This window comes from Rhodococcus sp. C-2 (assembly GCF_027854095.1).
GTDB lineage: Bacteria > Actinomycetota > Actinomycetes > Mycobacteriales > Mycobacteriaceae > Rhodococcus_F > Rhodococcus_F qingshengii.
In genome coordinates, this window is sequence record NZ_JAQGFI010000008.1 from 63,702 (window position 1) to 76,813 (window position 13,112).

Consider the following 13,112-nt stretch of genomic DNA (forward strand, 5'->3'; position numbering starts at 1 on the left):
CTTCTCTGCGTATCTCAGCGAGCGAGGCTGGTGACCACCGTTGCCACGCCGGCTGCGACGGCAACCCCGGCCAGTGCCAGTGCAAACAGCCACAATGCGTGCGGTTCCGGCATCGCCGCTCCGTCCTCGAGCGCCTTCTTCACCTGTAGCCAGCGTCGCATACCTACCAGTGCGGCTGCCGCCGCGAGTGCGATAAGGGTCAGACCGAGAGTCGTGCGAACCCACCCGGTACTCCATTCCGGTACCAACTGGACGACGGCGATGCCTCCGGCCAGCAGGGCGAGTGAGCTACGCATCCAGGCGAGGAAGGTGCGCTCGCTGGCAAGGGTGAAGCGCTCGTCCGGGCGGTTCGGTTCACTCATGCGTGCTCACCTCCGTGCGGTGCCACCAGATCCGGGTCCTGACGCCAGTCGTAGACGACCTCGGTGCGCAGAACGATGTCCTGCAACGAACGTCGTCGTCGATCGACCGCCGACCACAGCAATCCGAAGGCGAAGAGCACGCAGAGCACCGCACGGATGAAGGCCAACGGCCAGCGCACGAGGCGATGCCCGGACGTGATCACCCGCAGCCCCATCACGAGGGACCCGACAGTCCGACCGGTGGTCGCCCAGCAGGCGGTCAGATACGCCACCGAGACACCGAGAAATGCCGTCGTGGACAGGAAGATTCCCGGTTCCGAGAAAGTGAAACTCTGTGGCGAGAAGAGCAGTCGGACGAAGGCGAAGCCCACGTACACGGAACCCATCAGGAGCAGGACGACGCCCAGGTCGATCAGTCCGGCGAGTCCACGGGTGACGATGCCGGCTGGGCCGGAACTCTCCTGGGCCACTAGCGTTCGCCTGCGTTCGTCTTCGGATCGGTCTCTGTCGACGGTTTATCTGATGACGGTTTATCTGATGACGGTGCGTTGTCGCGGCCGAAGAGTCGCCCGACGAAGCCGGCGACAGCGTCGTCCGCCTGCATGCCCTGCACTCGAGCTCCGTGCACGGCTTCCGTGGAGAGTGAACCGGTCGATTCACGAATCATCTGGGGCAGGTCGACGCCCTCGATGACCTGGTCGGCGATCTTGACGAGGTCGATGCGGTTGACCTGGCGTTCGAGGTCGACCGTGTCGACTATCCCGTCGAGATCGAGGCGATCGATCACCGCTTTGACGTCGAGGCGGCTTGCGATCTCGTCCACGTCGACCCGGTCGATGATCGGTTCGAGCGAGACCCGTTCGGCAATCTTGTCCACGTCGATGTTCTCGGCGATCTTGTCGATGTCCACGTGGTCGACGACGATCTTGGTGATGTCGACTTCGGACAGAGCAGCGTCGACGACAGCTTTGATCACCGTCCGCAAGGTCGAGTCGGCGAACTCCACTGTCGAGTGCATCGCTTCCGTGCCGCGAGTGGTGACCTGGGTGATCGCGCCGTCGAGTGCGTCACCGACGACAGGGATCCGCTGCACGGAATCAAGTGCGAGACCAGCGGTTCTGCGCGCCGCACCAGCCGTGATCGCGGCCAGCCCGAAGGCCAGCCGAATCACGTCGGATTCGGGGTGGTGCGACTGCGATCCCACGCAATTGTCTCCATCTTCTTATACGACTGTTACCCGGACATTCGTCACTCCTCTTCGCATTGTGCCACTGTTGGAAGGCACAAATACGCTGTCCGGCTTGCGCCTGGGGGGAAATATGAAGACACGTCGTTTCACGGTTCGGCTGACGATGGCGGTGGCCATGGCCGCCGGCTTTCTCGGCCTCAGCGCGCCGACCGCGAGTGCGGATTCCGTGGTCAGTCGCATCGACGTCTACTCCCCCTCGATGGACCGCTGGATCGCCAACGACGTGATTTCGCCGGCCGGAGGAGGCCCGGCCCCGACCTTCTATCTGTTGACCGGTGTCGGCGGCGGCGAGGACGGGATCTCGTGGTTCAACAACACCGGAGTTCGTGACTTCTTCGACGACAAACACGTCAACGTGGTCATGCCGGTCGGCGGCAAGTTCAGCATGTACACCGACTGGAACGCCGACGATCCGGTGCTGGGCCGTAACAAGTGGCAGACGTACCTCACCAAGGAACTACCGGCGGCGGTCAACGCTCGGTACAACACGACCGGTGTCAACGCACTCGGCGGTGTGTCGATGGCAGGCGGACCGGTTCTGGACCTCGCGATCCAGTCGCCGGGCACCTACCGCGCAGTCGGCTCGTACAGCGGCTGTCCGCGCGCCGGCGACCCGCTCGGCCAGGCAGCGGTGCGCTCGATGGTCGAGATACTCGGCGGCGGCAACGCGGCCAACATGTGGGGGCCGTGGGGTAGCCCGCAGTGGGCGGCGCACGACCCGTTGATCAACGCCGAGAAACTGCGTGGCACAGCGCTGTTCATCTCGACCGGCAACGGCCTCCCCGGCCCGGTGGACGGAATCAACTCGCTGGCGATGGCCGCCGGCGTCGTTCCCGGCGCGGTCCTCGAAGGCATCACCAACATGTGCACCGCTGCCCTGCAGGGGCGATTCGGTCAGCTCGGCATTCCCGCGACGTTCAGCTTCCGACCCGAAGGCACCCACACCTGGGGGCTCTTCGAAGCCGACATGCGCGCGTCGTGGCCGATGATCGCGGGCGCTATCGGGGCGTGAGCCTCACGGCCCTCCTTACAAGCCATGGCGTCAGGTGAGACTGCGCGCCCAGTCCCGCATCCCGGCGGGGCCAGTGCCGGTGGCGTATTCAGCGAACAGATTTCGCGCTTCGTCACGGCGGATGCCGCCGAGGACTTCACGCGGCTTACAGAAAAACGGAAGTTCCACAGGCGGCGCCCACAGCTGCACGAGTTCCGCCGCACCGTCGTTCGGGGATTCGAGAGCGAACCACACCCGGGTCACGCCGAGCGTGATCGCGGCACCCATACACATGAGACATGGTTCGAGATTGACCGCCAATGTCAATTCACCGGACGCTCGAGTGAATCCGAGAGCCTCGTCGGCCTGCAAGAGCGCTTGAAGGTCCGCATGGACTACCCGTCGGCCGAGTGCCCGTTCTTGCGTATACGCCCGCCCGAGCACACGGTCGTCGTCGAACACGACTGCGCCGATCGGCATCTCCCCGAGCTCCATGCCCTCACGCGCTACGTCAAGAGCAACCGCAAGGGCATCTCGAGGTGAAAACATCACTCGACACTAATGGACCAAGGCAAACTCACGCTGCCAGTAGTGCGGGTAGTCCCCATTCCTTGGCAAGCAGCTCGTACGAGCGCAGACGATCCTCGTGCCGATGGGTCACCCCGGTGATTACCAATTCGTCCGCTCCGGTGAGCTTCTGCAAACTGTCGAGCCTGTCGGCGACGGTAGACGGTGAACCGACGAACTGCGTGATCAGCCGATCCTCCACCACTGCTTTGTCGGCGTCGGAAAGTGGGAGCGCTGTCGCGGGATCGGGGTACGGGATGGCGCCGTGTCCGCTGCGAATGCTGTGCGTCCAGTGCCCGAACGTAGACGCCAACTCTCTCGCCGTCGCATCGTCTTCCGCAGCAACAACATCCGCGGAGACGACGACATACGGCTCCGACAGAACTGCCGACGGTCGGAATGCTGCACGGTATGCCTCGACGGCATCGAGCGTACTCGAGGGCGCCACATGGTAATTCGCACCGAACGGCAATCCGAGTCGTCCGGCGAGCTCGGCACTGGGGCCCGCACTGCTTCCGAACACCCACAGTTCGACGTCGGCATTCTCGCCGGGACTGGCGTGCAATTCGATGCCGTCGCGGGTTCTGTAGGTACCGTTCAGGAGCGAGCGTATGTCGTCGACCTGCTGCTTGAAATCGGGCGCCTGCGCGCCCGGAAACGCCAATGCCTCGAACGACGCCTGCAACCGCGGTGACGTGAGAAGACCGGTTGGATCGAAGGGTGCCGGGATCACGACGCCGTCGCGTACGACGTTCTCTCGCTTCGATTCTGCCGGCGCAGGCGTTCCGGCAGCGACGGCGCGAAGTGCCTCCACCCGACGCTGTCCGCTGCGCCCGATACCGAGATCGATACGACCCGGATACAACGCTTCGACGGTACCGAAGGCCTCGACCACCTGAGCCGCCGTGTTGTTGCCCAGCAGCACGGCGGCCGAGCCGACACGAATGGTGTTGGTGGCGGCCGCGATCAGCCCGACAAGCACTGCTGGCGACGAAGAGGCAACGCCGACGAAGTGGTGTTCGGCGACCCAGTAACGCTTGTATCCCCACGCTTCGGCAGAACGAGCGAGGTCCAGCGAGTTCCGCAAAGCCTGGCGGGCCGTTCCGCCCTCACTGATCGGCGAGAGGTCGAGTACGGACAGCGGCGCGCTCACCTCGGTCCGCTTTCGGAGCGGGTGTCCGGTGTCTTCTCGCCGGCTTCCACCGCGAACGCCAGGCGGTTCTCGGCGGGGGCCACCGGGCACGTCGCGTAATCGGTGAACGCGCAGGGCAGGTTCGACGCCCGATTGAAATCGAGGACTACCGCGCCACCGGGTTCAGGTGCGCTCACGTGCAGCGAGCGTGCGGCCGGGTAGGTGGACACACCACTGGTCGCGTCGGTGAACAGGATGTGAAAGCCGTTGTCCCTGCCCGCGAACGCAATCAGCGTATACGTTGCACCGTCGTGTTCGAAGCTGATGGTTCCGCGGGCGTCGTGATGATGCTCGAGGCGCTCGACGACCGCGCCCGTCGTCACCGTGCGAGCCTCCTCGAAAGCTGTGAAGACACCCTCGATGCGCCACTGCGGGTTCGGCTCGAAGGTCGGGATACCACTGAACTGCGCCAATGCCGGGGCCGACGAATCGTGGATCCGCAGAGCCACCTCGCCGGTGCGGCGGATGACCTCGACCAACCGTGCGCCCTGCTTGACGATCAGTCCCGGCGCCCCCTCGATCGGATTCAGAGTGGCCGAACCGTCCACGGCGACGCCGTCGATCGACAAGTCGTCTGCGGGCGTCGCGGTGACGACAACGGCATTCGCGTCGGCGCGCCATGCACCGGGCAGGTCCGCGAAGGTGGAATCGGTGTCCACCAGCCAATGCAACGCAGTCAGGCTCAGCCAGCCGAGGGGTTCGCCGAAGGTGGCGTCGCGCGAGGCGTGCCAGGCATTCCAATCGCCGGTGAAGGTACTGGTGGAAGTGTCGGTAACGGTCATGATGCGCGGACTCCTTCAGCCTGCTCGTGCGGGTGGCGCAGCCCGAGATGGCTGCGCAGGGTGGTTCCTGAGTACTCGGTCCGGAAACTGCCGCGGTCCTGTAGTTCTGGTACGACGGTGTCGATGAACTCGTCGAGTCCCGCGGGGGTGATGTGGGGAACGAGGATGAATCCGTCGCTCGCGTCGCCCTGGACGTAGCTGTCGATCTCGGCAGCGACCTCGGCGGCGCTACCCACGAACTGTTGGCGGGCAGTCACTTCGATGATGAGTTCACGGATGCTGAGGTTTTCGGCCTCGGCCTTCGCTCGCCACTGATCGGCGACCGCTCGCGGATCCTTGACGTGGCGGACGCGTCCGCGAGTGATGTTGACGTCGTCCGACGGATCTTCCTTCGGCAACGGGCCGTCGGCGTCGTACTGCGAAAGGTCTCTGCCCCAAACCTGTTCGAGAAAAGCGATGGCAGTCTGGGGTCCGACCTGCTGCCGCCGGATGTGATATGCCTTCTCCTGTGCGTCCGCGGCGTTGTCACCGAGGACGAAGGTGGCGGCGGGGAGAATCTTGAGGTCTGCGTGCGTGCGTCCGTACTTGGCCAGGCGTCCCTTCACGTCGGCGTAGAAGGCCTTGCCTGCTTCGAGGGTTCCGTGTCCGGTGAAGATGGCGTCAGCCTTGGCGGCGCCGAACTCGCGTCCTTCGTCGGAGTCACCTGCCTGCAACAGAACTGGGTGCCCTTGTGGACTCCGAGGAACTTCGAAGCGCCCGGTGATGTCGAACTGCCTGCCGGAGTGTTGGAACTGGCCGACCTGTTGGTCGGTGACAAAAATACCGCGCTCACGGTCGACGATCGGACGATCGATGCTCCAGCTGTCCCACAGCGTCCGTACTGCGTCGACCAACTCGTTTGCGCGTGCATACCGCTCGGAATGCTCCAGATACCCACCGCGGCGGAAGTTCTCACCGGTGAATGCGTCCGAGGAGGTGACCAGATTCCACGCGGCGCGGCCGTCGGAGAGATGATCGAGCGTCGAGAACTGCTTGGCCAACTCGTACGGCTCGTTGAACGTGGTGTTGATCGTCCCGGCCAGGCCGAGATGCGTTGTCACACCGGCAACCGCGTTGAGAATACTGAACGTATCCGGGCGGCCGACCACGTCGAGGTCGTGAATCTTGCCCTGATGCTCGCGCAGGCGCAAACCTTCTGCGAGGAAGAAGAAGTCGAACAATCCGCGTTCAGCACTGCGGGCGAGATGCTCGAACGAGCTGAACTCGATCTGGCTCTTGGACGCCGGATCGGTCCACACCGTGGTGTTGTTCACGCCGGGAAAGTGAGCGCCCAGATGAACTTGCTTGCGAATCCTGTTCTGTTTCATCGGTGTTCCTGTTCTCTACTCGCGCTACGCGAACTGATTGACGGGCAACTGGAAGCCCAACCGCTCGCGCAGCGTCGGGGCGGTACTCGGTCGCGGATTGAGAGTTGGCACTATGTCCGTCGCGATCTTGTCCACGGCGGCGGCCAGCGCCAGTGGACGCAGAACCACACCGTCGATCCCGGCGAGCCCACCGATCTCACGCAGCAGCGCAGTCAAACCCGCGCTGTCACCGCGATAGAACAGCGAGTGCGGGGCATACGGCGCTCCCGCCCATTCCTCGAGTTCCGCCAAAGCGTCGTCGGCGGCACCGCGATCGGCGCCGAGGAGCACGTCGACGTCGAGGAGAACCCGCACGCTGCGCCCGAGGGCGGCGGCACTCGCGTGGACCAGCTTGGCCGTAGTTTTGGCCTCGGCGAGATCGGTTGCCGAGATCCGAATCAGATCTCCGCGCGCAACCGCGAGTTCGCGTGCCTCCGGCCTGCTCGCGTCGACGGCGATCAGCGGCTGCCCCTGCGGGGAGCGCGGCGTGATGGACGGGCCCTTGACGGAAAAGTTCTTTCCCTCGAAGTCGATGTAGTGCAGCTTGTCCCGATCGATGAATCGTCCGCTCGCAGCGTCACGAATCTCGGCGTCGTCCTCCCAGCTGTCCCACAGCCGACTGACCACCTCGACAGCCTCGGACGCTTCCTCCCACGCGGACTCGGGGCCCTGCACTGACTTTCGGCCGAACAACGACGCCTGCTCAGCGGTGTCGGACACCGCGACCTGCCAGCCGGCCCGCCCCGCTGACGAGTAGTCGATACTCGCGACGGCCTTGGAGATGTGGAACGGCTCGGTGTGCGTGATTGTCGCAGTGGGGATCAGGCCGATACGCGAGGTCACAGCACTCAGCCGCGCCGCAGTTGCAACCGCCTCCAATCTGCCCCGCACTGCGTGCTGGCCCTCGGATTGCAGTCCGAACGAGTCAGGGAGGAACGCCAGATCCACCCCACCCCGATCCGCGGTGGCCACCAGGTCCACCCAGTACGACGGCGTGAACAGATCTTCGGCGCGCGAATCCTCGCGTCGCCAGGAGTACGGATGAGCTCCGGTTCCCTCGAATTCGAGGCCGACCAGGAATGCTCCGGAACTACGCTCGGACATGTTCGGCCTTTCGTGTCGAATGATCCCGCCCGGGGATCGCGTCGAGAAGTGTGCGTGTGTACTCGTTTCGGGGATTGTCGAAAATCTCGGTGGTAGTACCGATTTCGAGCAATCGCCCGGACTGCATGACGCCGACGACGTCGCTGATCTGGCGAACAACCGCAAGATCGTGGGAGATGAAGAGATAGGTCAGGCCCAGTTCGCGCTGCAACTCGTCGAGTAGCGCCAGAATCTGCGCTTGCACCGAGACGTCGAGAGCGGACACAGGTTCGTCGAGAACGAGCAGGTCCGGCTTCAAAGCGAGCGCACGAGCGATCGCCACCCGTTGACGCTGGCCGCCCGAGAGTTCGGCCGGTTTGCGGCTCAGGAACTGCTCGGGAAGTGCAACCTGATCGAGCAACTCTGCTGCACGACTCTGCTGCTGGCTGCGTCCACCAACCTTGAAGGCCCGCAGCGGCTCCGCAACGATGTCCTGGACGGACAATTTCGGGTCGAGTGATGCATAGGGGTTCTGATACACGAGCTGGATCCTTCGGCGCAGCTCACGCAGGTCGCTGCCCTTGACCTTCGTGATGTCCTGGCCGTCGAAGGTGATGGTGCCGGCATCCGCCTGCTCCAATCGCACGGCGATGCGCGCCGTGGTCGACTTGCCGGAGCCCGACTCCCCCACCAGCGACACCGTCTGACCCCTCGGAACAGTCAGCGACACTTCGTTCACCGCGGTGATCGAACTCCCGCGTCCGACGTTGAAGTGCTTGGTGATTCCCGTCAGGGTCAGCAGCGGGCTGGTGTCCTGGCGGACCGGGCGAACGACTGGTCCCGAGGACAGGCTCGGCGCAGAGCTCAGAAGTTTCTTCGTGTACTCGTCTCGCGGGTTGTCCAGAATATCCGCGGTGCGGCCGGATTCGACGATCCTGCCGCCCTGCATCACCAGGATCCGGTCCGCGCGGTCTGCGGCCACACCCAGGTCGTGCGTGATCAGGAGCACGGCGGCACCGGATTCGGCGATTCGCTCGTCCAAGTGGTCGAGGATGCGTCGTTGAACCGTGACGTCCAGAGCACTGGTCGGCTCGTCGGCGATGACGAGGGCCGGGTTCGAGACAAGCGCGATACCGATCAGAACTCGTTGCCGCATACCGCCGGAGAGCTCGTGTGGGTACTGGCGTGCTCGGATTTCCGGCCGGTCGATACCCGCACGCTCGAGCACCTCGACGGCGTCCAACCGGGCTTTGCGACGGTCTGCGAGGCCGTGGATCCGGAGGACTTCTGCAACCTGGTCGCCGATCCTCGTCACCGGGTTGAGCGAGGTCGTCGGATCCTGCGGCACCAAACCGATACGCGCGCCGCGGATTCGCTGCCACGCACGGTCGGAATACGAGTCGATCTGTTCACCCTCGAACTCGACGGTCCCGCCGGTGACGTGGCCACTGCCGGCGAGCAGACCCAATATCGCGTGGGCCGTGGTCGACTTACCGGAACCCGATTCCCCGACCACCGCAACTACTTCGCCCCGACCGACGGTGAAGCTCACGCCGGATACCGCGGGCTCGGCGCCGTAGGCGATCTGTAAGTCGGTGACGGAAAGCAACTGTTCCTCGGTCGTGCTCATCGCCGGTTGTTCCTTTCGATCTCGTGGCCGATACGGTGTGCCGAGATGACCACGGCGACAATCGCGAGACCGGGAAGTGTGGTCATCCACCAGGCATTGGCGAGGAAATTACGTCCCTCGGATACCAGCGATCCCCATTCCGGGGTAGGCGGAACGGCGCCGAATCCCAAGAAGCTCAGAGCCGACACCGCCAGTACTGCCTGCCCGAACTCGACAGCGGACAGCGCGACCACCGGCGCGTAGGAGTTGGGAAGCACGTGCCGACGCAGGACACCGAGCCACTGCACACCCGAACTGAACGCGGCCTCGACGTACTGAGCTCCGCGCACCCGCATCACTTCGGCACGCATCACTCGCGCGAAATTGGCGACCATACTGACGCCGACAGCAATGGCGACGTTGATGGTGCCGAAGCCGAGTGCGGTCACCAGTGCCAACGAGAGCAGCAGCGCCGGAATGGACAGCAGCACGTCGACGATGCGCATCAGCACGGCGTCGACGACGCCACCGACAAAGCCCGCGAGCAAACCGATTATCGATCCCGCCACCAATGCGATTCCGACCGCCACCAAGGTTGCGGTCAGGGACAGCGCGGCGCCGTGCACGAACCGTGTGTACAGGTCACGTCCGAGATTGTCGGTTCCGAACCAGTGAGCCAGGCTCGGGCCCTGCAGTTTGTCCGCCGGGACACCGGACAACGGATCGCCGCTGGCAAAGAATCCGGGTGCGACGGCAAAGCCGATGGCAAGCAACACGATCAACACCGGAATCACCAAGCCGGGCTTTCGGATCCAGCCGATGGCCGTGGACTTTCGGCGCGAAACAACAGGTGCCTTCGCCTCGACGCTCGGATCGAGGAGTAGGGGTTCGATCAATGTGTCAGACATGAGCCGGCTCCAGATCGGTCGAGCTTTCGGTATTCGACTTTTCGGTGTGACTCTTCTTCGTCTGGATGATCCGTGGATCTATCAAGGGGTAGAAGAGGTCGACCGCGAGGTTGACGAGCACGAACACGAGAGAGGCGAACACAACGACTCCCTGCACCACCGGGATGTCCTGCGCCATCACCGACGTCTGTGTCAGACGGCCGACACCCGCGCGAGAGAACACCGTTTCCACAACCACCGAGCCGGCGAGCAGCGTGCCGACCAGCACACCGGCAATGGTGAATGCCGGAATGCTCGCCAGACGCAACGCGTGACGGGTCTGCACGCGCCAACGGCTGGCGCCCTTGGCATACGCAGTCTCCACGTGCGGCGAACGCAGCGTCGACTGCAGGCTGGTCGTGAGCACCTGCGCGATCACCGCGCCGGTCGGGATCGCCAAGGTGATCGCCGGAAGAATCACCGTTGCGAATCCCTTGTCTCCGAATGCCGGGAAGATGTGCAGACGGAACGAGAACAGCTGCAGAAGAATCAGGCCAACCCAGAAAGTGGGCACTGCCACACCCAGCGGCGGCAGCGAGAACAACAGGTTCGCGAGCCACCGCCTGCGGGTGTAGGTAGCGAAGAACGCGATCGCCACTCCGAACAACACGGCCAGAACCAAAGCGGTGGTTGCCAAGACCAGAGTGCTCGGCAGCGCCGAGAAGATGGCATCCGTCACCGACTGACCGGTGGAGATGGACGTTCCGAAATCGCCGCGAAGAGCATTCGTCAGCGATGTCCAGTACTGCACCCACACCGACTGGTCCAAGCCGTACCGTGCCCGAAGCTGATCGAGCGCAGCCTGATCCACTGCAACACCCTGACCGGACGAGTCGGCAGCCATGCTGACGGGATCACTGGGCAGGAGGAACAGAATCACGAACGAGATGGTGAAGGCGGCCCACAGAACCACTGCGGCCTGGCCCAGTCGGGTGAGTACGTATCGAGTCATGATTACTTACCCGACAACCATGCGTCGTAGAACTGCAGGCGCGAGGAGGCTTCGAAGTTCAGGTCCTGCACACTCGATCCGGCGCCGATGGCCTGCGAGAGCTCGATGGTGGGGATGGAGAGTCCACGGTCGAGGATCAATTCCTGTGCGGTGGATACCAGTTCGCCGCGTTGGCCGTTGTCCGTGGCTGCAAGCTGGTCTGTGAGTACCTTGTCGAGCTCCGGATCTGCGCCGCGACGGTTCAGGTTGCGGCCTTCGGTGCTGAACGATGCCCGCAAGATGTCGGCGTCCGCGCGAGTGCTGTTGTAATACAGCGAATCGTAATCACCCGATACTCCCTTCTCGGTCCATTCACCGTTCGAGACCAGGTTGAGCTGCAGATCGACGCCGACCTTCTTGAGCTGCTGCTGCACGAGCTCGAGGATGGCCTGGTTACCCGAGAACACCGGACTGAAGGTGACGCTGAAAGTGAGCTTCTGCCCGTCCTTCTCGCGGATACCGTCGCTGCCGGTCTTCCAACCAGCCGCGTCGAGGAGTTTCGCCGACTTGTCGGCGTCGTACGTCACGACACTGGATTCGTCGCTGTAGAGCGGAGTGGTGTGAGCCAGCGGGCTCGTGGCCGGGAAGAACGACGGATCCAGAACGGTGTCGACGAGTTCTTGGCGGTTGATCGCGGGAATGATGGCCTGACGAACAGCCTGATCAGCGAGAACGCCGCGACTGACGTTGGGCTGGAAGAAGAAGCTCACACCCGGGTTCGGCCTTGTGAGGATTCGTCCACCCGCGCCCTCGATCTGCGGCGCATCCTGCGGAAGCGCATCGCTGACCGCATCGAGCTGGCCGGAGGCCACGCTGCCCGCCCGCACACCGGATTCGGGAACCACCGTGAAGTCGACGCCATCGAGGTACGCCTCGCCCTGATGCGCGACCGCATCCGAGGCCCAGTTGTATCCCGCACGCTTGGCGATCTTGACGCTCTTGTCCTGCTGCCAGTCGGTGTACACGAACGGTCCGGAGGCGATCACCGCTGCACCGGGGCAGCGCTGCTCGGATGCCAGCGCGGTGGTGGAATCGGCGAGGATTCCGAGCTGTGGCGTCGAAGTTGCTTGCAGGAACTGAACATTGGGTCCGGAGAAATTGATCTTCGCCGTGTGAGCATCTACGACGTCGGTACCGGTGTACGAGGACAGGTAACTCTTCGCCAACGACGCGTTCGGTCCCAGGTTCTTGACCGAGTCGAAGGTCTTCTTCACCGAATCCGCCGTCACCGGTGTGCCGTCACTGAAGGTGGCGTCGTCGCGAAGGACGAACGTGAAGCTAGCGGCGTCGGGGCTGATCTCCCAGCTCTTGGCGAGCCACGGCGTGATCTCTCCGGTGTCGGGATTTTGATCGGTAATCGAATCCACCACTGTCCGAGTGACATACACGGTCTGGTTACTGCCGGCCTGGGCCGGATCGGCGCACGTCGGCGCCTGCGACAGACCGTAGCGAAGGGTTCCGCCGGACTGGGCGGGGCCTGCGTCGGCAGCACTGTCACTCCCGCTGCTGCAGCCGGCGAGGACGGTGCCGAGAACCGAGACAGCACCGATACCGGCGATTACGGTCGCGCGTTTGCGGGCACCGAATGAGGGCGAAGACACCAAGAACTCCTAAAGAGGCATGCCGAAGAGCGCACCCGTCGCCTGAGACGAAAAAGGCGATCGAGCACGAATCACTTGTGTGAGAAGAGAAAACAGACTTGTCGACGACTCGCCTGAGTGCGAATGACTGACCGAGAGGTCAGTTGGTACAGAAAGATCCCGCGGTGCGGCACAGGTCTACGTGACGACGCGACCAGGCGGTATCGAAACCGCCTTCGACTGCCTTCATTTCGTGTTCCTCCATCGGTCCTGGCGGTAGCACCCGCACCCGATCACTCGGGGGGTTGCTGCGACTTCAATGAGCCAGGTCTCTCGGTCGCTCTGGATGGTCG

The 13,112-nt window shown here is 63.8% G+C and carries 14 protein-coding genes and 1 riboswitch; of the genes, 1 reads left to right on the forward strand and 13 read right to left on the reverse strand.

All coding sequences use genetic code 11. From position 1 onward, the window contains the following. Window positions 1-14: 14 nt before the first annotated feature. The 3 genes from PCS43_RS18055 to PCS43_RS18065 are packed head-to-tail and all read right to left on the reverse strand — an operon-like array spanning window position 15 to window position 1,566. Complete coding sequence (locus PCS43_RS18055; protein ID WP_003944317.1) at window positions 15-362, reverse strand: YidH family protein; 348 nt, start codon at window positions 360-362, stop codon at window positions 15-17. Then, complete coding sequence (locus PCS43_RS18060) at window positions 359-832, reverse strand: RDD family protein (protein WP_003944375.1); 474 nt, start codon at window positions 830-832, stop codon at window positions 359-361. The genes PCS43_RS18055 and PCS43_RS18060 overlap by 4 nt, the downstream gene beginning before the upstream one ends. Next, window positions 832-1,566 carry a hypothetical protein gene (locus PCS43_RS18065; RefSeq protein WP_042925894.1) on the reverse strand — a complete coding sequence of 245 codons (735 nt, stop codon included), beginning with the start codon at window positions 1,564-1,566 and terminating at the stop codon, window positions 832-834. The genes PCS43_RS18060 and PCS43_RS18065 overlap by 1 nt, the downstream gene beginning before the upstream one ends. Window positions 1,567-1,681: 115 nt before the next feature. On the opposite strand from PCS43_RS18065, the gene PCS43_RS18070 reads away from it, so the two are divergent. Continuing rightward, a complete protein-coding gene (locus PCS43_RS18070) occupies window positions 1,682-2,623 on the forward strand; it encodes an alpha/beta hydrolase (RefSeq protein WP_003944347.1) in 942 nt (313 codons plus the stop codon). A 30-nt stretch (window positions 2,624-2,653) separates the two neighbouring features. On the opposite strand, the gene PCS43_RS18075 is transcribed toward PCS43_RS18070, so the two are convergent. The 10 genes from PCS43_RS18075 to PCS43_RS33470 form a co-directional block, all read right to left on the reverse strand. Next, complete coding sequence (locus tag PCS43_RS18075) at window positions 2,654-3,151, reverse strand: nucleoside deaminase (protein ID WP_076948810.1); 498 nt, start codon at window positions 3,149-3,151, stop codon at window positions 2,654-2,656. Between the two features lie 28 nt (window positions 3,152-3,179). Beyond that, window positions 3,180-4,322, reverse strand: a complete 1,143-nt coding sequence (locus tag PCS43_RS18080; protein WP_063314815.1) for an LLM class flavin-dependent oxidoreductase — start codon at window positions 4,320-4,322, stop codon at window positions 3,180-3,182. Further along, entirely contained in the window at window positions 4,319-5,143 is an 825-nt protein-coding gene (locus PCS43_RS18085; RefSeq protein ID WP_209907951.1) for a DUF1684 domain-containing protein, read from the reverse strand. The genes PCS43_RS18080 and PCS43_RS18085 overlap by 4 nt, the downstream gene beginning before the upstream one ends. Next, on the reverse strand, window positions 5,140-6,510 hold the full coding sequence (locus PCS43_RS18090; protein ID WP_209907949.1) for an NtaA/DmoA family FMN-dependent monooxygenase: 1,371 nt from the start codon (window positions 6,508-6,510) through the stop codon (window positions 5,140-5,142). The genes PCS43_RS18085 and PCS43_RS18090 overlap by 4 nt, the downstream gene beginning before the upstream one ends. A 24-nt stretch (window positions 6,511-6,534) precedes the next feature. Then, window positions 6,535-7,653: an LLM class flavin-dependent oxidoreductase gene (locus PCS43_RS18095; protein ID WP_209907947.1), complete on the reverse strand. Its 1,119-nt coding sequence runs from the start codon at window positions 7,651-7,653 to the stop codon at window positions 6,535-6,537. Continuing rightward, window positions 7,640-9,262: a dipeptide ABC transporter ATP-binding protein gene (locus PCS43_RS18100; protein ID WP_209907945.1), complete on the reverse strand. Its 1,623-nt coding sequence runs from the start codon at window positions 9,260-9,262 to the stop codon at window positions 7,640-7,642. Before PCS43_RS18100 ends, PCS43_RS18095 begins: the two co-directional genes overlap by 14 nt. Next, window positions 9,259-10,149, reverse strand: coding sequence for an ABC transporter permease (locus PCS43_RS18105; RefSeq protein WP_007726838.1), 891 nt, complete (start codon window positions 10,147-10,149; stop codon window positions 9,259-9,261). Before PCS43_RS18105 ends, PCS43_RS18100 begins: the two co-directional genes overlap by 4 nt. Further along, window positions 10,142-11,140 carry an ABC transporter permease gene (locus PCS43_RS18110; RefSeq protein WP_054186919.1) on the reverse strand — a complete coding sequence of 333 codons (999 nt, stop codon included), beginning with the start codon at window positions 11,138-11,140 and terminating at the stop codon, window positions 10,142-10,144. Before PCS43_RS18110 ends, PCS43_RS18105 begins: the two co-directional genes overlap by 8 nt. Before the next feature lie 2 nt (window positions 11,141-11,142). Next, window positions 11,143-12,780 (reverse strand): ABC transporter substrate-binding protein, encoded by a 1,638-nt coding sequence (locus tag PCS43_RS18115; RefSeq protein WP_209907943.1) that lies wholly within the window; start codon window positions 12,778-12,780, stop codon window positions 11,143-11,145. 139 nt (window positions 12,781-12,919) lie between these two features. Then, the gene (locus PCS43_RS33470) at window positions 12,920-13,024 is read right to left on the reverse strand and encodes a putative leader peptide (protein ID WP_019749498.1); all 105 of its coding nucleotides are present in this window, start codon (window positions 13,022-13,024) and stop codon (window positions 12,920-12,922) included. Continuing rightward, window positions 13,018-13,112: riboswitch (SAM riboswitch) on the reverse strand. Its footprint overlaps the gene before it by 7 nt.

Bases quoted from the DNA above. Each gene is read 5' to 3' on its own strand.
- PCS43_RS18055 (WP_003944317.1), bottom strand. From the start codon at position 362: ATGAGTGAACCGAACCGCCCGGACGAGCGCTTCACCCTTGCCAGCGAG.
- PCS43_RS18070 (WP_003944347.1), top strand. From the start codon at position 1,682: ATGAAGACACGTCGTTTCACGGTTCGGCTGACGATGGCGGTGGCCATG.
- PCS43_RS18075 (WP_076948810.1), bottom strand. From the start codon at position 3,151: ATGTTTTCACCTCGAGATGCCCTTGCGGTTGCTCTTGACGTAGCGCGT.
- PCS43_RS18085 (WP_209907951.1), bottom strand. From the start codon at position 5,143: ATGACCGTTACCGACACTTCCACCAGTACCTTCACCGGCGATTGGAAT.
- PCS43_RS18090 (WP_209907949.1), bottom strand. From the start codon at position 6,510: ATGAAACAGAACAGGATTCGCAAGCAAGTTCATCTGGGCGCTCACTTT.
- PCS43_RS18095 (WP_209907947.1), bottom strand. From the start codon at position 7,653: ATGTCCGAGCGTAGTTCCGGAGCATTCCTGGTCGGCCTCGAATTCGAG.
- PCS43_RS18100 (WP_209907945.1), bottom strand. From the start codon at position 9,262: ATGAGCACGACCGAGGAACAGTTGCTTTCCGTCACCGACTTACAGATC.
- PCS43_RS18105 (WP_007726838.1), bottom strand. From the start codon at position 10,149: ATGTCTGACACATTGATCGAACCCCTACTCCTCGATCCGAGCGTCGAG.
- PCS43_RS18110 (WP_054186919.1), bottom strand. From the start codon at position 11,140: ATGACTCGATACGTACTCACCCGACTGGGCCAGGCCGCAGTGGTTCTG.
- PCS43_RS33470 (WP_019749498.1), bottom strand. From the start codon at position 13,024: ATGGAGGAACACGAAATGAAGGCAGTCGAAGGCGGTTTCGATACCGCC.